Annotated in this window: 12 protein-coding genes; 10 read left to right on the top strand and 2 right to left on the bottom strand. The window is 47.3% G+C overall.

The window, feature by feature from the left end; translation table 11 throughout:
• The first annotated feature begins 54 nt into the window (after positions 1-54).
• The 7 genes from HRU69_05680 to HRU69_05650 all read left to right on the top strand — a co-directional run bounded on the left by HRU69_05680 (position 55) and on the right by HRU69_05650 (position 12,016).
• Positions 55-1,341: a HAMP domain-containing histidine kinase gene (locus HRU69_05680; protein QOI97012.1), complete on the top strand. Its 1,287-nt coding sequence runs from the start codon at positions 55-57 to the stop codon at positions 1,339-1,341.
• Positions 1,342-1,382: 41 nt separating this feature from the next.
• The gene (locus HRU69_05675; protein ID QOI97011.1) at positions 1,383-2,939 is read left to right on the top strand and encodes a glycine--tRNA ligase; all 1,557 of its coding nucleotides are present in this window, start codon (positions 1,383-1,385) and stop codon (positions 2,937-2,939) included.
• A gap of 8 nt (positions 2,940-2,947) precedes the next feature.
• On the top strand, positions 2,948-3,757 hold the full coding sequence (locus HRU69_05670) for a zinc-dependent peptidase (protein QOI97010.1): 810 nt from the start codon (positions 2,948-2,950) through the stop codon (positions 3,755-3,757).
• A gap of 52 nt (positions 3,758-3,809) precedes the next feature.
• Entirely contained in the window at positions 3,810-6,227 is a 2,418-nt protein-coding gene (locus HRU69_05665) for an MMPL family transporter (protein ID QOI97009.1), read from the top strand.
• Positions 6,228-6,312: 85 nt separating this feature from the next.
• Positions 6,313-9,807, top strand: coding sequence for an isoleucine--tRNA ligase (locus tag HRU69_05660; GenBank protein ID QOI97008.1), 3,495 nt, complete (start codon positions 6,313-6,315; stop codon positions 9,805-9,807).
• Positions 9,807-10,472: a lipoprotein signal peptidase gene (locus tag HRU69_05655; GenBank protein QOI97007.1), complete on the top strand. Its 666-nt coding sequence runs from the start codon at positions 9,807-9,809 to the stop codon at positions 10,470-10,472. The genes HRU69_05660 and HRU69_05655 overlap by 1 nt, the downstream gene beginning before the upstream one ends.
• A 98-nt stretch (positions 10,473-10,570) precedes the next feature.
• On the top strand, positions 10,571-12,016 hold the full coding sequence (locus HRU69_05650) for an amino acid permease (protein QOI97006.1): 1,446 nt from the start codon (positions 10,571-10,573) through the stop codon (positions 12,014-12,016).
• 396 nt (positions 12,017-12,412) lie between these two features.
• On the opposite strand, the gene ccsA is transcribed toward HRU69_05650, so the two are convergent.
• Both ccsA and HRU69_05640 read right to left on the bottom strand, forming a co-directional pair.
• Positions 12,413-14,947, bottom strand: coding sequence for a cytochrome c biogenesis protein CcsA (ccsA, locus tag HRU69_05645; protein QOI97005.1), 2,535 nt, complete (start codon positions 14,945-14,947; stop codon positions 12,413-12,415).
• Positions 14,948-15,047: 100 nt separating this feature from the next.
• Complete coding sequence (locus HRU69_05640; GenBank protein QOI97004.1) at positions 15,048-15,452, bottom strand: cytochrome c maturation protein CcmE; 405 nt, start codon at positions 15,450-15,452, stop codon at positions 15,048-15,050.
• A gap of 305 nt (positions 15,453-15,757) precedes the next feature.
• Here HRU69_05640 and HRU69_05635 point away from each other — a divergent pair, with 305 nt between their 5' ends.
• From HRU69_05635 to HRU69_05625, 3 genes are all read left to right on the top strand, one after another.
• Positions 15,758-17,818, top strand: a complete 2,061-nt coding sequence (locus HRU69_05635) for an SBBP repeat-containing protein (GenBank protein ID QOI97003.1) — start codon at positions 15,758-15,760, stop codon at positions 17,816-17,818.
• Positions 17,819-17,881: 63 nt separating this feature from the next.
• On the top strand, positions 17,882-18,652 hold the full coding sequence (locus tag HRU69_05630; protein QOI97002.1) for a hypothetical protein: 771 nt from the start codon (positions 17,882-17,884) through the stop codon (positions 18,650-18,652).
• Between the two features lie 224 nt (positions 18,653-18,876).
• The gene (locus HRU69_05625; GenBank protein QOI97001.1) at positions 18,877-19,341 is read left to right on the top strand and encodes a gliding motility-associated C-terminal domain-containing protein; all 465 of its coding nucleotides are present in this window, start codon (positions 18,877-18,879) and stop codon (positions 19,339-19,341) included.
• The last annotated feature ends 9 nt before the right edge of the window (positions 19,342-19,350 follow it).

Below are 19,350 nucleotides of genomic sequence, written 5' to 3'. Positions count from 1 at the left end.
GAACCGTTCATCCCACTGGAAACAGCCCGGTACTTTTGCAGCATGTTAAAAAGTATGAAGCGCGCCATCCGCAATTTCATAATCGGCAAAAACACGTACATCGAATCGTGGGGTGAATACCGGCAAGTAATGCTTTCCGGACAGTTCGCCCTGCTGGCTATGGTAGTCATTTCAATTTACCTGATACTTGATGTTTACTTTGGAGTACTTATAGTAACTCCATTATATGTTGGTGCGTTGGGCATGCTAACTATTGTATTATACCTCCATCGGATTGGCGATCACTGCGTAGCCAACTACTTCTTGTTTCCAACGCTTAATGTGCTGGTTTTTCTGCTTGCTTCAAGCGAAAGCAATGCAACCGGAGCGTTTGTGTATTTCATTCCGGTGGCCATTGGTGCCTTTGCTGTTTTCAATTACAACCAGCGTAACATTGCGCTTGCCTTCGGCACCTTCAGCTTCCTTCTTTTTGCTATTTCTTTCGGAACGGACTTTACGTTGTTGCCTTACCGCGATTACTCTGAGGAGGGCATTCAAATGAGCATCGCCATTAATTTTTCGTTTGCATTTCCATCCACGCTGGTTGCCGTTTACCTGATGATCAGCATCAACCACCAATATGGCCGGGACCTGCGCGAAAGCAACCGCCTGCTTCAGAAAGTCAATGAAGAACTCGACCGGTTTGTGTACAGCACCTCGCATGATCTGCGCGCTCCGTTGGCTTCCGTAAGCGGATTGATAAACTTGTCTGTTAACAACCCCAATCCGGAGGAAGTACGCAAGTACCTCGGCATGATGAATGCACGGGTTAAATCGCTTGATAGTTTTATTAAAGATATAACCGATTATTCCCGGAACAACCGGCTGAAAATTGCTTTCGAAACAATCAACATGCACCAGCTTGCGCAAGAGGTTTGGGAATCGCTCCGATACAGCACCGAAGCACAGGGCATCCGGTTTATCAACGAATTGCCCGAATCGCTGACCATTGAAAACGATGTACGGAGGCTTCGTGTGGTTTTAACCAACCTGCTCAGCAACGCCATCCGGTACCACGATTACCGTAAAGAGCAACGGCACATCAGGCTTTATCACCAGGTTACCCAGGATTCATTCTCCTTCCACATTGAAGACAACGGGCAGGGCATTGCTCCCGAAATTCAAAAACGGGTGTTCGATATGTTTTACCGCGGCAACGAGTCATCGCAGGGTTCAGGACTTGGCCTTTATATCGTAAAAGAAACGGTCGGCAAACTGTCGGGCTCTGTGCAACTCCACTCGGTACCCCGCCAGGGAAGCACCTTCTCGGTTACATTGCCTGTACGGCAGGTGGAAGGGTAACCTCCTTTCGTTCTTCGGCCAAGTCTTATATTTGCGTCCTTATGGCAAGCCAAGAGGACAACCTTTTTAAGAACATCATCTCCCATTCCAAAGAGTATGGGTTTATTTTTCCTTCCAGCGAGATTTATGATGGTCTGAGCGCAGTGTATGACTACGGCCAGAACGGAGCCGAGCTGAAAAACAACATTAAGGAGTACTGGTGGAAGTTCATGACCATGCTGCATGAGAATATTGTGGGTATTGATGCCGCTATTTTTATGCACCCCACCACCTGGAAGGCCTCCGGCCACGTGGATGCCTTTAATGATCCGCTGATTGACAACAAGGATTCGAAAAAAAGGTACCGTGCCGATACGTTGATTGAAGACGGCATTGCCAAACTGGAAGAGAAAATTGAAAAAGAAGTTGAAAAAGCCGCCAAACGGTTTGGCGAATCATTCGATCGGCAGATGTTTGTAACCACCAACCCGCGGGTGGTTGAAAACCAAAAGAAAGCCGATGCTTTCAACGAACGGCTTAAGGCGGCCATGGAAAAATCTGATCTGACTGAACTCAAACAATTAATCATCGATCTGGAGATTGCCGATCCGGTATCAGGCTCACGCAACTGGACGGACGTGCGGCAGTTTAACCTGATGTTCTCCACCGAAATGGGTTCGCTGGCCGAAGACGCCAATAAAATTTACCTGCGGCCCGAAACCGCCCAAGGCATTTTTGTAAACTTCTTAAACGTGCAGAAAACCGGCCGGATGAAAATCCCGTTCGGCATTGCACAAATCGGTAAAGCCTTCCGCAACGAAATCATTGCCCGGCAATTCATCTTCCGCATGCGCGAGTTCGAGCAGATGGAAATGCAGTTTTTTGTAAAGCCGGGCGAAGAGATGCAATGGTATGAATTCTGGAAAGAAAAACGGATGCGCTGGCACAAAGCGCTGGGACTGGGTGACCCTAACTACCGCTTCCACGACCACCTCAACCTGGCCCACTACGCAAATGCCGCCTGCGACATCCAGTTTAACTTCCCGATGGGCTTTAAGGAACTTGAAGGAATACACTCGCGCACCGATTTCGATTTAAAAAATCACGAAAAATTCTCCGGTAAAAAACTTCAGTATTTTGATCCGGAAACCAATCAAAGTTATATACCCTATGTAATTGAAACCTCCATAGGGTTAGACCGGATGTTCCTTGCGGTGCTGTCAACCGCCTACAAAGAAGAAAGGGTTACCCGCGATGGCGAAGAAGGCGGAGAGCGGGTTGTGCTGCGCATACCTCCGGCACTTGCTCCGAATAAAGTGGCGGTATTGCCCCTGGTGAAGAAGGACGGCCTGCCCGAAAAAGCACAAGCCATTATGAATGACCTGAAGTTTGACCTTCGGTGTTACTACGAAGACAAAGACACCATCGGGCGCAGGTACCGCAGGCAGGATGCCATCGGCACACCGTATTGCATTACCATTGATCACCAAACCTTGCAGGATGACACCGTTACCATTCGCAATCGCGACACCCTGCAACAGGAACGGATTCCGGTCGCTGCCTTGAAAGCGAAACTCACCGAGGCATGTTCTATTAACACCATTCTGAAAAAGATTTAAAACAACCAATGATTACCATCATCATTTTGGTTGGTGTTGTATCCATTATCTATCAATATCGCACACAGGTTGAAGAGGCCTACCGGGCGGCTGGCCGGGCGGCTGCACCCCTGCGTTCGGCCGTTTTACCCTTTCCGGCCGGATACCGTGACATACTGAACAGATATTTTCCATACTATAAAAAGCTATCTTCCGGAAATCGCCATTCATTCGAACAAAAACTGCTCTATTTTATCCTTTCGAAAAAATGGATACCCCGCCAGTTCGACACCGTAACCGATGAGATGAAGGTGATGATCAGCGCCTGTGCGGTGCAACTCACGTTCGGCCTGCCTCGTGTTTACCTGCAGCACTTTATCGGCATCGTTATCTATCCGGATAACTATTATTCTTCCATTACCAAGCGCTTCCATAAAGGAGAGGTAAACCCCGCCTATCATCTGATTGTACTGTCGTGGAAAAGTTTTGTGGATGGCTACCTGGTTCATCCTACCGATGCCATTAACGTAGGCCTGCACGAACTGGCCCATGCCCTGCGCCTGGAAAACCTGATTCGCAATGATGAATACCGGTTTTTTGATGAGGAGTTACTCAACAAGTTTGATGCGTATGCATACCGTATCTGTCATGAGGCCGATCCGGAATTGCTTTTCTTCAGGCCCTATGCCTGCACCAATGAACATGAATTTTTTTCGGTAGCCGTTGAAAATTTTTTTGAACGCCCGCAGGAATTTAAAACGGCCCTGCCCCAGCTTTATGAAGTACTGGCCAAACTGCTTAACCAGGATCCGCTGGTATTAACCGGTGATCAGAAATAACCTAACCTCCTCGTTTAAAAATCCTTAGTTTTGAAACCTTTATTGCCTACCCATGTGGACTGTCATTGCCCATTTTATCATTAAATACAAGCTTCCGCTTAGCCTGATCATTCTGGTTATTACTGTATTCATGGCATTTCATGCCCGCAAAGCCGAACTTAGTTATGATTTCAGGGGAACGGTGCCCGCCCACGACCCGGAGCAGATTTATTTCAACGAATTTAGAAAGCAGTTTGGGGAAGACGGCAACATTATAGCCGTAGGCCTTAAAGACAGCAGCATTTTTGAGTACAGGAAGTTCGAGAAGCTCCGCGAATTTTGTGTTGCCGTAAAATGGATTGACGGTGTGAACGAAGTGATTTCGTTGCCGCAGATTAAAATGATGGTGAAAGACACGGCCCGCAAACAATTTGTTCTTCAAGACATCTTTCAGCGTAAAATCACCAGCCAGCACGAACTGGATAGTTTGCTGAAAGAAGCTGAAAAGCAAAGATTTTATATCGGCCAGATTGTAAACGAAACCAACGGAGCCATTGCCGTACTTATATCGGTTAAGAAAGAAACCTTAAACTCCGATAAGCGAATAGGCCTTACCAACGAAATTGTAGAAAAGGGCGAACAATTTACACGCGCTACAGGAATACAGTTGCACTATGCCGGCCTGCCGTTTGTACGCTCGGTAATTGCCCAGCAGGTAAACAATGAACTGAAACTCTTTCTGGCACTTTCGGTTGTTGTTACAGGCATCATCCTGCTGCTCTTCTTCCGGTCGGTCCGCGCCATGATATTTCCGCTGGTGGTTATTGGTATCGTGGTAGTGTGGGTATTAGGAAGCATTGAACTGCTCGGATTCAAAATTACCCTGCTTAGCGGTATGCTGCCGCCTATTATTGTGGTTATCGGCATCCCCAACGCCATTTACCTTACCAATAAGTACCATGCCGAATATGCTGCACATGGCAATAAATTACTCGCCATCAGCCGGGTTATCCGTAAAATCGGCATGGCCACCTTCCTCACCAACCTGACTACCGCCATCGGTTTTCTGGTGTTGCTTACGGCCGACATAACCGTGCTGCGCGAGTTTGGTATCGTGGCCGGCATTAACGTGATGGCAACCTTTGTGGTGAGTTTGATTCTGATTCCGGGTTTCTTTTCGTGGATGCCCCCGCCATCCGAAAAACACCTTAAGCACCTTGACCTGAAGGTGCTGGATAAGGCCCTCAACTTTATTGACGTGCAGGTACACCGGCAGCGACTTGGGATTTCAATCTCCACGGTAGTGATTGTATTCTTTGCCGGGGTGGGCATGATGCGCATTCACAGCGTATCGTACATGGTGGATGACCTGCCCGAAGAAAGCGTGGTTAAAAAGGACCTCCTCTTTTTTGAAGAAAACTTCAGCGGAGTAATGCCGCTGGAAATGGTGGTGGACACCGGTAAACGCAGGGGCGTTATTGATGTAAAAAACCTGCAAAAGATTGATGAATTTGAAAAATTTCTGGAAGCACAGCCAGCGCTTTCCAAACCGGTATCCATAGTGAGTTTTGTTAAAGCGGCCAAGCAGGCTTTTTACAACAACAATCCCGCACGGTATTCTTTGCCCGACAACCGCGAGCGGAATTTTATCCTGCCCTACCTGAAAGGCCAGAGCGACAACAGCGGGTTGTTCAATTCGTTTGTTGACTCCTCGCTGCAGGTTATGCGTATTTCGCTGCAGGTGGCTGATATCGGATCGGATAAAATGGATTCGCTTATCAACCGCGTAATTAAGCCGGAAATTGACAGCATCTTTACCGGTACCGGCATTTCCGTTAAAGTAACCGGCACCACTCCGCTCTTCATCAAAGGCAATTCGTTTCTGATTACCAACCTCAAAGGTAGTTTGTTACTTGCCTTCGCCCTTATTGCCATCACCATGGGGTTTCTCTTTGCCAACCTCCGCATGATTTTCATCGCACTCATCCCCAATATCATTCCCATGATGATTACCGCGGGGCTGATGGGGTACTTCAACATCCCGCTAAAGCCCAGCACGGTGCTAATCTTCAGCATCACATTCGGCATCTCGGTTGACTATTCCATCCACTTCCTGGCCAAGTACCGCCAGGAGTTACATGCCCGGAAATTCTTTATTCCGGTAGCTGTAAGCAATACCATCCTGGAAATTGGTAAGAGTATGGTTTATACATCGGTAGTTCTATTTGCCGGTTTTATCATCTTTGCTTTCTCTTCCTTTGGCGGAACAATCGCGTTGGGGCTGCTTACATCCACTACCCTGCTTATCTCCATGTTAACCAACCTGATATTGCTTCCGGTGCTGATCTTAACGTTCGATAAATCGAAACCCAAAACCGGTGAACACCTGCTGATTGACGATGTGGATGCCAATTTCTATACCGAAGAGGAAGACGAATCCATTGACCTGAGCAAAATAAAAATCCATAACCGCCACCCGGCTGCCGAATAGCGGCCCGCATCGCCATTCGGATTTCGTCATTATCTTTGCTGCCTTATTTTATTGAAAATCAACCGGTAGTAGCGGCATTTTAACAATGGCAAAAACCTATAAGGAACCTGCAGACCTGAACTACGCCCAACTGGCTTCCGATATCCTGAATTTCTGGAAATCCGAAAAAATATTTGAGCAATCAGTAGCAAACCGCGAAGGCGCCCCCACTTTTACGTTTTACGAAGGCCCCCCTTCAGCCAACGGTACGCCCGGCATTCACCACGTCATGGCGCGTACCATTAAAGACATCTTCTGCCGGTTTAAAACGCTGCAGGGCTACCAGGTAAAACGCAAAGGCGGGTGGGATACCCACGGCCTGCCCGTTGAACTGCAGGTTGAAAAACAACTGGGCATTACCAAAGACGACATCGGCAAGAAAATCTCCATTGAAGACTACAACCGCAAGTGCAAAGAAACGGTGATGATGTATAAAGATCAGTGGGATGACCTGACTATGAAGATGGGCTACTGGGTTGACCTGGACGATCCCTACATCACCTACGACTCAAACTACATTGAAACACTTTGGTGGATTCTCAAACAGTTTTATGACAAGGGCCTGTTGTATAAAGGGTACACCATCCAGCCCTTCTCGCCCGCAGCCGGCACCGGATTAAGCTCGCACGAACTGAATTTGCCCGGCACTTACAAAAACGTAAAGGACATTTCGGTGGTCGCGCAGTTTAAAGTAAAGCGGGATGCTAAATCGGAGTTTTTATTCACCCCGGTAACACCCCCCCTTGAAGGGGGACAGAGGGGGGTGTATGTTTTGGCCTGGACTACAACACCCTGGACACTTCCTTCAAACACAGCCTTGGCCGTTGGTGAAAAAATTCAATACGTACAGATTGATACATTTAACGCATACACCCACCAGCCAATAAGTGTTGTGCTGGCCAGGGATTTAGTCCAAAAATACTTTTCAGAAAAAGGAAAAGACCTTGATCTGCAAACCTACAAACCGGGCGACAAGGTTATTCCGTGGAAGGTTGCTCAGGCGTTTGCCGGTAAACAAGTAGTCGGTATTTCGTACGAACAACTCATGCCGTACATCCAGCCGTTGTACGATGCCGACAAGGCCTTTCAGGTTGTAGCCGGTGATTTTGTAACCACCGAAGACGGTACCGGTGTGGTACACACTTCACCTACTTTTGGTGCTGATGACTTCCGGGTAGCCAAACAATACGGTATTCCTCCGCTTACGGTGAAGGATGAAACAGGTAATGAGGTGCCTACGGTTGACAGAAAAGGGAAATTTGTAAAAGAAATCGGCACCAAACTGAAAGAGGGTGTTGAGCGGTATAAAATCAAAACCCATAAACCCCTTACCGAAAACGACTTCTATGTAAAAAACTATACCGATGAAGATGAGAGCCACCCGGATTATAAATCAACCGATGTGATCATCTCCATCATCCTGAAAGAAGAGAACAAAGCTTTTAAAGTAGAAAAGTACGAGCACACCTACCCGCACTGCTGGCGTACCGACAAACCCGTGCTGTACTATCCGCTCGACTCGTGGTTCATCAAAACCACTGCGCTGAAAGATCGCATGGCCGAACTGAACAAAACCATCAACTGGAAACCCGAATCAACCGGCACCGGGCGCTTCGGCAACTGGCTTGAAAACCTGGTCGATTGGAATTTGTCGCGTTCACGCTACTGGGGCACCCCGCTGCCCATCTGGCGTACAAAAGATGGTAAAGAAGAAACGTGTATCGGTTCGCTGGCGGAACTTCAGGAAGAAATTGAAAAAGCAAAGAGAGCAGGAGTCAAATACCCGGAACACGCAACACGTAACTCGCAACCTGACCTGCATCGCCCTTACGTTGATGAAATTGTATTAGTCAGCCCCTCCGGCCAGCCCATGTACCGCGAGCCCGACCTGATTGACGTGTGGTTCGATTCAGGCGCCATGCCCTATGCCCAGTGGGGATTAAACCATGAACTGCTGAAGAAAGGTGACCCGATGCCGTTCAATGACGGCTGGAAAGGCGCCTACCCGGCCGATTTTATTTCCGAAGGCGTTGACCAGACCCGCGGGTGGTTCTTTACCCTCCATGCTATTGCTGTGTTGCTGTACGACAGCATCGCCTTCAAAAACGTTATCTCCACCGGCCTGTTGCTCGATAAAGACGGCAACAAAATGTCGAAACGGCTGGGCAACGTTATTAACCCGTTCGATACGCTCAACCAATTCGGGCCCGACCTGGTGCGCTGGTACATGGTTGAGAATGCCCCGCCCTGGGAAAACCTGAAATTCGATCTGAACGGTATTGTAGAAGTACAACGCAGATTCTTTGGTACCCTGCTCAACACCTATTCATTCTTTGCACTGTATGCCAACATTGATGGCTTTGTGAAAGATGAAATGAACAATGTGTCGTTCGAAAAACTAACGCATCTCGATAAGTGGATCATCTCAAAACTGCAGTCGCTGATTGCCGAAGTTACCGAAGCGTATACCGACTATGAACCTACCCGCGCAGCCCGCGCCATCCAGGAGTTTGTAAACGATCATCTGTCGAACTGGTACGTGCGGTTAAACCGCAAGCGCTTCTGGCAGCCCAACCTGCGCGGTGAGTTGCCTGAAGACAAAAAAGCGGCTTACGAAACCCTGTACCAATGCCTGTTGGTTACTGCGCAACTCATGTCGCCAATTGCGCCATTTTTCGCTGAGTGGTTGTATAAAAACCTGTCGGATAATATCCGCGATAAAGCGAAGGCTAACAAAACTCCGTTACAGCATGAGTCAGTTCACCTTACTGATTTGGTTAAACCCGACTTACGCTTCAGGGATCAGGACCTCGAACGCTCCATGGATTATGCCCAGCGCATCTGCAGCCTGGTGCATTCGCTGCGCAAGAACAGCAAGATAAAAGTGCGTACCCCGCTGCAAAAAATTCTCTTACCCGTGCTTGACCCGCGTTTTGCCGACCGCATCCGCAGCGTGGAAGAAATTATTAAAGCCGAGGTGAACATCAAGCACATCGAGTACATTGATGATACTTCCGGCCTGATTACAAAAAAGGTGAAGCCCAACTTTGCCAAACTGGGCAAGCAGTATGGCTCCAGGATGAAAGAGGTTTCGGCAGTGATCAATTCCTTTACCCAGGCTGATATTCAGCAAATCGAAAAACAAGGTGCTCTGGTGAAAGATGGGTTCAACCTGGCGCTTGACGATGTGCTCATCTCTTCCGAAGATATTCCGGGGTGGTCGGTTGCCACCGATAACGACCTGACGGTAGCCCTTGACATTACCCTTACTGACGAATTGAAGCGCGAAGGCCTTGCGCGCGACTTTGTAAACCGCGTACAAAACCTGCGCAAAGACTTGGGCTTTGCCGTACTGGATAAAATAGCCATTGAAGTAGAGCGGAACGGTGAAACGGTTGCCTCGGCATTAACACAATACAGTGATTACATCCGCACCGAAACCCAGGCCATCCGGTTAGAATTAAAAGACAGCATACCGGATGCGGCAGAAGTGGACTTGGACGAATTTAAACTCAATATAAAAATCAGCCTCATCAGGTAATGAAAGCACAAAAATATTTTCTGCTGGCCTTTGTTGTGATTGTCATCGATCAGACATCCAAAATGCTGGTGTTTAACAACATGGAATTACATGAAGAGATCAACGTTATTGGCGACTGGTTCCGGCTGCATTACCTGCTCAACCCCGGCATGGCCTTCGGCATCCGTTGGGAAAATGAATTTGGTAAACTGGCCCTGACTATCTTCCGCATAGGCGCCATGTTTGGTATCGGCTATTACCTATGGAAGATGGCCGAACGCAACGCCCACCCCGGCTTTTTGTGGTGCATGGGCCTGATACTGGGTGGTGCCGTGGGCAACGTTATTGACAGCACCTTTTTTGGCGTATTGCTGAACAATGCGCCTGCCGATGCGCCCACTCCGTGGTTTCACGGGCAGGTTATTGATATGCTGTTCTTCCCGCTGTTCGAATTCTTCTGGCCCGAATGGGTGCCGTTTGTGGGTGGGCAGCACTTTTTATTTTTCAGCCCGGTGTTCAACATTGCCGACTCTTCCATTTTTATTGGCGTAGTCACCATCCTGATTATGCAAAAGCGGTTCTTCAAACACAACGAAATTGCCAAAGACCCGGCCGATGCCGCGGCTGCCGAAAACCAACAACCGGTTTTGAACAACTCCTCCGAAAATCAGCCTCCGGCCGCTTAAATAAGTTTCTGCCTGCAGGGTTACGATCCATCGGGCAAATTCAGGAATCTTACTACTTTTAGGTTTATTACCAATCCTGAAACCTAAAAGAAATTCTGATGGCCAACAGCTTGTTTACCAAAAAGCCCATGGATGTTCTGATGAAAGAGGCCGCGGGCGAATCATCACACGGATTAAAGCGCACACTCGGAAAAGTTAACCTCATTGCACTTGGCATTGGTGCCGTAATTGGTGCGGGTATATTTGTACTTACCGGCCAGGCAGCCGCACAGTATGCCGGCCCGGCAGTAGCACTATCCTTTATCGTTTCTGCGCTGGCCTGTGCCTTTGCCGGATTATGTTATGCTGAGTTTGCTGCGATGATACCCATTGCCGGAAGCGCCTACACCTATGCCTACGCTACCATGGGCCGGGGTGTGGCCTGGATTATCGGCTGGGCCCTGGTGCTTGAATACCTCTTTGCCGGTTCAACCGTGGCAGTGGGCTGGTCAGGATATGTGGTCAACTTTCTGGACTCCGTGGGCATTCACATCCCACCGGAACTGGCCAATGCACCCTATACGTTTGATGAGGATCATAATCTTATTGCAACAGGGGCTGTATTCAATCTGCCGGCTGCCTTTATCGTAACGGTGGTAACGATGTTGCTGTTCCGGGGAATAAAGGAGTCGGCAACCTTTAACAACCTGGTTGTTTTGATTAAGCTAACCGTAATATTCCTGTTCATCATATTCGGCTGGCAATATATTGTGGCCGACAACTGGGTGCCGTTTATTCCGGAGAACACCGGAACATTCGGACAATATGGAGTCAGTGGCATTTTGCGTGCATCGGCTGTTATCTTTTTTGCCTACATCGGCTTCGATGCCGTGTCAACGGCTGCCCAGGAAGCAAAGAATCCGCAAAAAGATATGCCGTGGGGAATATTAGGATCGCTGTTTATTTGCACAATTGTGTACATTCTGGTTTCGCTGGTTATGACGGGCATTGCTCCTTATACCGAACTGAACACCGCAGCACCCATTGCCGTTGCCATCGACAAAGCCGGAAGCGGTTTGCAATGGCTTAGCCCATTCATTAAAATCGGAGCCATTGCCGGCTTAACCTCTGTAATCCTGGTGATGCTGATGGGCCAGACCCGCATCTTTTACTCCATGGCTAATGATGGGTTGTTCTTTACCCCGTTTTCAAAAGTCCACTCTGAATATGGCACCCCGCATGTATCAACACTGGTTACGGGTACCGTGGCTTTGGTAGCCTCCGGATTGCTGCCTATCAGTGTGTTGGGCGAACTGGTTTCAATCGGTACGCTGCTGGCCTTTATCATCGTTTGCCTTGGCATCCTGATACTCCGCTACAAAAGGCCTGAAATCCCCCGGCCTTTTAAAACTCCGTTGTTCCCGGTGGTTCCGATACTGGGTGTTATCTGCTGCGGAGCAGTAATGTCCTTTCTGAATCAACTCACGTTTATTATCTGCGGTATCTGGCTGGTTATCGGTGTACTGATTTACCTGGCTTACGGACGAAGTCACGCGAGATACTAGAAGCCATCTCAAAAATCAGGATAACCACAAAGTAGCACAGAGAAAGCACAAAGGTCACAAAGAAAGAGGTCAGTATATTGTGTTTCTCCGTATCCTTTGTGTGTACTTAGTGGCCTTTGTGGTTAAGTTTATTTTTGAGATGACCTCTAACCTGGTAAATAAAAAGGGGCATATGTCCCTTTTTTATTTTAAAGGAACCTGATAATCCGCAATCTTATTACTACATATGGCCATCACCGATGTAACAATATAAATTTGTTTATATCAGCAGATGCTTTGCCCGCTCATAAAGCGGCCTCACCGTGGTGCCCTGAGCTTGCGAAGGGCTCTGACGGGATAAAACTTTACATTGAGTGGTAAATTTCCGGACTATCAAAAAAAGGGATCTAACCGGTATTACTCCTGACCTTTCTCTTTCATCTTGCTGAACTCGCGGAACCTGCGCACCATGGCTATACCAAAGCCCATCATCAACAGGCCGGTGCCAATCCAAAGCACGTTAACAAACGGTTTTTCAAGTGCTTTAATAACCACCCAATCTTTCTGGCGGTTTTCTATACGCAGGGTAAGTTCATCGGTTCGCGGATGAACATTCAGGAGGGTAAACTTTAGCCCAAGTTCCGGTATCTCTTCAGGGATCAGTCCGCCCTGCATGGTGGTACTCAAAATTAAAACAGGCTCCGCAGTATAGTCAGCATTTTCGGCTTGTACCCGGATGCGCGCCCGCACGGCTACAAATGTTGAATCGAGCGGGGTGCCGCCAATTTCGGTAACCCGCGAAAGCTCTTCGATGCGTGCCACATAATCGTTGGCAAAAAAATCGGCATTGCGCTTTACGGTAACTTCTTCACGGCCTACCCAGTCTTCCTTGGCCTCCTCGGTCATGGGTGCGGAAATATGCGTGTATAAATCCAGCGAAACCGTGCGGTTAATATCCGGTGAAGCCATGTTGCCGAACCGGGGATTAACCTGCACCCGCGGATACTGAACAAACTTCACTTCACCGTTCTTCCGAAACTCAATTTCATAAAACGTGTTCTCCGGATAAATCTCAAACCGATCACCCTTTGCATAAAGTTTGCGACCGTTAAATACAATGTCGCGCCTGGCAATAACCGTGTACGGATCGGCCGTGTATTCAATGTCGCGCTTGCTGATATAGCCGGACTTGCTGCGCGCTTCAACCCGTTCGCCTTTGTATTCAATCTCATACCCAAACATCTCGCGCGGTTCGTTTACAAACAGCAGCAGGTTTTCACGGTTAAACTCCTCGCTAAGCTGGCGCGAAATGAGCATGCCTGTATTGTTGAGCGAAACAACGGTTGAATAACCGGATGAAAACATAATGCCGATCAGCATCAAGCCCACACCAATATGGGCCACCGCTCCGCCCGAAAGTGCCGGGCTGTTTTTCATTACCGACCAGAGTATTTTTAAATTGGCCACCACCGTAAATACACCCGCCAGCGTAAGTAAAATGTACGTGGGTTTATACACCTTGCCGGCCGTTATGATAACCGCCACCAGCACAAGCGACAGGATGGCCGGGCTGTAGAGTTCTTTTAACAGCTTATCCCGATCAATTTTTTTCCACCAGAAAAACTGGCCGATGGCCGATAGCAACCCGATGGCCACCGCAAACCACAATTGAAACCGGGAATAAAATCCCACCTGGTCGGCCGGGGGCGCCAGGTTGGAGGTGCCCCCGAAAAATTCGACCACTTTATTCAGCACAGGAAATGACGTGGGGACCAACACCTGGAAACCCATTAAGCAGAGTACCGAAGCTCCCACGAAAATCCAGAACTCGCGCGAGTACACGGAGGATTCCTTTTCGGATGAGGGTATTTCTTTCCAGCGAATAGCGGCAAACACTACGGCTATTATCATAAAGAAAAACATATACAGAAGCAGCTGGCCCGATAACCCCAAATCGGTAAACGAGTGTACCGAAGCATCGCCCAGTACACCGCTGCGGGTAAGGAAGGTGGAGTATAAAATGAGAATGAAAACACTTATTACCAGAATGATGGAAGCCTTCAACGCGGTTTCGCTGTTCTTGTACGTGATCATGGTGTGAATGGAAGCGATGAGCACCAGCCAGGGAACGTACACCGCATTTTCTACCGGGTCCCAGTTCCAGTACCCGCCAAAGTTCAGCGTTTCATAAGCCCAGTAGCCGCCCATTAAAATACCCAGGCCCAGTACGGCACCGGCAAACAACGACCACGGCAAGGCAGGCCGCACCCACTCCCGGTATTTCTTCAGCCACAAGCCCGACAGGCAAAACGAAAACGGAACAAGCGTAGCGGCAAAGCCCAGAAACAACGTGGGCGGGTGAATCACCATCCAGTAGTTTTGGAGCAGCGGATTTAATCCCTGGCCATCGGCCGGAATAAAATCAGGTTGTACCGTAAAAATTGGATCGGGCAGCGCATCTCGTAACAGAATAAAAGGCGAACTGCCAATCTTAAAATCAATAACAGGCAGCACAACGCCCAGAATCATTGAAGCAAGAAAAGCCTGCACAGCTGCAAACACTGTCATCACCGGAGCCTCCCAGAACCTGTTTGTATGAATAAGTACAATGCCCAGCACGGCATGCCAGAACATCCACAGCAGAAAGCTGCCTTCCTGGCCGTTCCAAAAGGTTGAGAACAGGTAGTGCGCGGGTAATTTTTTATCAGAATAGCTGTAGGCGTAATGATATTCAAAATAATGGTTGTAGATGATGAGGAAAAGACTGATAACAATGCCGAGCACTGCAAAAGCATGAATGTAAAACCCAACCCGCCCGTTAACCAGCCAGCCGTTCATATTTTCTAAGTCGGTTGCTGTTGTTGCCTTAAAGTATGTGAATGTCGTGGCAATGGCCGCTACAAACGAGGTGATGACAAAAAAATGGCCGAGGTTACCGATTAAATAGTGCATTCGTGGATAATCTTAAGTGTTAACGTACTCGTGTGTTAATGTACAAAAGTAATACTTAAGCGCACGGGCACGTTAACACATTAGCACATCAACACATTTTTCAAACATTAACTGTGTTTTCCTGGTATTTGGAAGGACATTTAAGCAGGATTTTCTCCGCATAAAAATTATCGCCCATGTAACTGCCGATGACCACTACTTTTTCGGACCGGGTAAAATCCTGCGGCATGGGCTGATTATAGTATACTTTCTGCTCTTTGCCATTATCATCAACCATAATAAACGAGAAAGAAACTTTATCCTCACCGGGTTCAATGCCTACCACATTACCCGAATCATCTTTCTTCAATTCGCCCACCACGTGAATGGGCTTGCGGTTTCCGGATGAGGCCATCTGATACGCTTCCGAAAATGATACATAGGTGCTGGCATCTTCGGCCGTTGATAAAATGATGGCCACCGCTGCCGCAATAATAACGATGATGAAGATGTGCGATTTTTTCATGAATGGATTCAAGTCAGGCTCAAAATTAAAGAAAATTAACAGGCAAGTATTTACTACGCCTGGAATTACAATGTAAGAACCGCGTAATAATTGCCCTAAAACTGCCAAAAAAGTTTGCTCTTCTTTTCAGTAACTTCGGCTATTATTAACAAAACCCTCAAGCTTATGAAAAATTCATTACGTTTCATTACGTTTCATTACTAGTAGCGATTGTATTTTATTTTTCCAAATCTCCATTCGCTTTTTCGCAAAATTTAAACTGGGTAAAACAAATCCCGGGCACCGGCAGCGACTACATCAAAAGTATGACTTCAGACGCTAACGGTAACATCTATCTGGTCGGTGCATTTACCGGAACCATCAATTTCGGTTCGGGCGCAAGTGCCGGCCCTGCTGTAGGTAGCGATATCTGGTTTGGTAAGTTTTCCAGCACTGGTAGTCTGATTTGGGCGCACGGTTTGATCGGAGGTGATGATGATTTTGGGTGGGACATTGCCCTTGATAATTCAGGCAATGTTTACATTACCGGTTACTTCGGTACTACCACGTCCCAACTCGATTTTGACCCGGGCGCTGGTACTGCTTTTCCTACCGTCTCGCATGGTTTGTTTTTTGCTAAGTATAACAATAGTGGAGTCTTTCAATGGGTGAAGACCATTGGTACTAACTTTGTAACAACACGCTCACACGGCATAGCCATAGATAATTCAAGCAATGTGTACATAGCAGGAACCATCTGGTCATCTACCCCTCAAAATATTGACTTCAATCCCGGAACGGGTGTAAATAACCTAAGCACGAATAATGGATCTATATTCTATGCCAAGTACAACAGTTCCGGCAACTACTTATGGGCCAAAAATGTGGGGCCCGGAAACACCGCCTCAACCGAATGCCGGGATTTATTTCTGGATGGATCAAACAATGTTTATATAACCGGCACATTTAACGGCTCGGCTGATTTTCATCCTTCCTCAACCTCCCCCGTGTTGAACAGTTCAGCAGGGGCTGCTTATGTGTGCAAATATAACAGCAGTGGTAATTATATCTGGACGAAACAGGTTGGCGGCCAAAATGGAGATTGGGGCAACCGGGTAGTGGTAGATGGATCCAACAACGTATATGTAACAGGCACCTATAACACCAACGGACAAAATATTTTCCTTGCCAAGTTCAATTCTTCAGGTACCCAGCAAATACTTAAATCCATTGGCGGCACCAATTCCGATGCGGGTCACGCCCTTACGTTGGATGGCTCAGGCAATCTTTACTTAACAGGTTTCTTTAATGGTACAAATGTTGAGTTTAATCCGGGAGGTTCCCAAAAAGCTTTAACCTCAAACGGCAGTTTTCATAATTTTTTTTATGGCAAATACGCATTATCGAACCTCAGTTGTCAATGGGTTCGAAGAGTAGACTTCAATCTTGATGCACCCGATTATGAAATGAATGCCATCCGGCTTGTTAACAACAAACTTGTAATTGCCGGTAATTTTAAGGGTTCAGGCGATTTTAACAGTTGTGCCGAATCGAGTGTGTTCAATGCCTCAACGCTGGATGGATTCCTGATTGGACATAACACCGCTGATGGCCCCCTGTCAATTACAGGGCCCAATACTGTTTGTAATCAGGGCACATTTGTATTTAGCGCTCAAAATGTACCTCCCGATGCCGTTGTTCAATGGACTACAACACCCGGCAACTTGCTTAATCCTTCCTCCGGCACAGGACCTACTTTTACCACCAATGCTGTAGCCGGTGTTTCCGGTAGTGTTACAGTTTCGGCTTCTGTGTTAGGTGAATGTGCCGGTAATGCATCCATGCCGATATGGGTGGGTATTCCGCAGCCAATAACGTCAATGCAAATAACCATTGAACCCTGTGAAACACTTCAGGCAATAGCCCTGGGCTCTAATGCCTCCTCATATAATTGGTATATTAATGGAGTGTTTTTCACCTCTACTTCCAACAATACAGTGGAAATCTCGTTAATTACGCAAATTACCACCCCGGGTTGGTACACCATCAGTACGGAAGGTGTGAATATTTGCGGGGTTACTCAACGATACAATCAAAATGTCTATATTGGCTGTACCGGAGGAGCCGGGAGAGGCCAACAATATTCAGTAGGTTATCCTAATCCAACGCAGTACGAAATTAATTTTGTGTTGGAGCCGGGAGATAAAGAAACCGTTGATTTTGAGTACAGCTACAGCCTGGTGGATAAAAACGGGGCCACTGTTAAAAAAGGCTCTACCCGTAAGAATGTATTGGTAATTGATGTGAGTGATTTAAAGAAGGATACGTACATCTTTAAAGTGCAGCTACCAGGCCAGCGTATTGAGCAGCGGATCGTTATTGAATAACTTAATTTTGAGAGGGGGTATCTACCCCTCTCAATTTTTTACATGCCTTTGAGTTCTTACTCCATGAAGTTTTTAATTGCTGTAGCTGTTTCTTGCATTACTCTTACCACCTTTTCGCAAAATCCAACTTCCATCTGGTATTTTGGTGAGTTTGCCGGACTTGATTTTAGAATGGCTCCTCCATTAGCCCTACTGAATGGTCAATTAAATTCTATTGATGGTGAAAGTTCAGCAACGATATCCTCCGATGAGGGCAACTTACTTTTCTACACGGACGGGGTTTCAGTTTACAACCGTTCACATCAACCCATGCAAAACGGTACTAACTTATGGGGCCACCCCTCCACCACACAAACCCTGATTGTGCCGCAACCCGGAAATGATTCCATTTTTTATATCTTTACAAACTCGCCCCAATACAATACTTTTGCCGGCACTGATTCGGTTGGTTGTCATTATTCAATTGTTAATCTGGCAAATAATAATGGACTGGGTGCGGTTATCGAAAAAAATACATTACTCTTTAAGAAAACAACAGAAAAGGTAGCAGCAGTACACCATGTAAATGGTACCGATATCTGGGTAGTATTTCATGAATGGGAGAGTAATTGCTTTCGCTCCTATCTCGTTACAGCAGCCGGTATTGAATTCCCTCCGGTGGTAAGTTGTATCGGGTCCATCCATCAGGGTGGAGGTCCGGCACCCGGAATAAACGAAAACTTCAATGCTGCGGGACAAATGAAAATCTCGTCTGATGGTTCATTACTGGCTCTTGTATTAACAGATTCACGAAGGGTAGAAGTTTTTTTTTTGACAACCAAACCGGCCGGATAACAACCTTATTTGATTCCTTTTCGTTAACTCCCAGTAATCGTATCGGAAGGCTTTATGGCCTTGAGTTCTCTACAAACAATAAGTTACTTTATTACTCTTATGGTTTCTGGGGCGCTTCTGGTTGTGGTGTTAATATCGCAGAAGATCCGAGTGAAGTTTGGCAATATTCAATTCGTTCGAAAAACCTAACGAAAGTTGGGGAATTCGTTGGCTCGCTCAACGCCATGCAACTGGGCCCGGATGGACGTATTTACATTTCGCGCTGCAATGACATTACCAATGAATCGGATTACCTGGCTGTAATCAACAACCCCGGCCGCGAAGGCACAGCCTGCAATTTCATCAGTAAAGGGGTTTCGCTTGGGGGGCGTAAAAACAAGCTCGGACTGCCCAACTTCATCGCGTCCTACTTCCGGTTTGAAGACCCCGTTATTGACATGCCCAATGTGTTTACGCCCAACGGTGACGATTACAACCCCGTGTTTAAACCTATCCTGTTTAACCACATGCTCGATGCCGATTTAACCATCATTAACCGGTGGGGTCAGCGCATATTTTACACCCGCGATGTGGAAACCGGGTGGGATGGAGGTGACGCCCCTGCGGGTGTTTATTACTGGCTTCTGCGCTATGAGGGCAAAAACGGAAAGATGGGAACAGCTAAAGGATGGGTGCACTTGCTGAGGTAGCCCTCTCTT

The sequence above is a fragment of the Flammeovirgaceae bacterium genome (assembly GCA_015180985.1).
Taxonomy (GTDB): Bacteria; Bacteroidota; Bacteroidia; order Cytophagales; family Cyclobacteriaceae; genus UBA2336.
The sequence above is the reverse complement of the archived record's forward strand: the minus strand, read 5'-3'. Positions and strand labels throughout refer to the sequence as shown.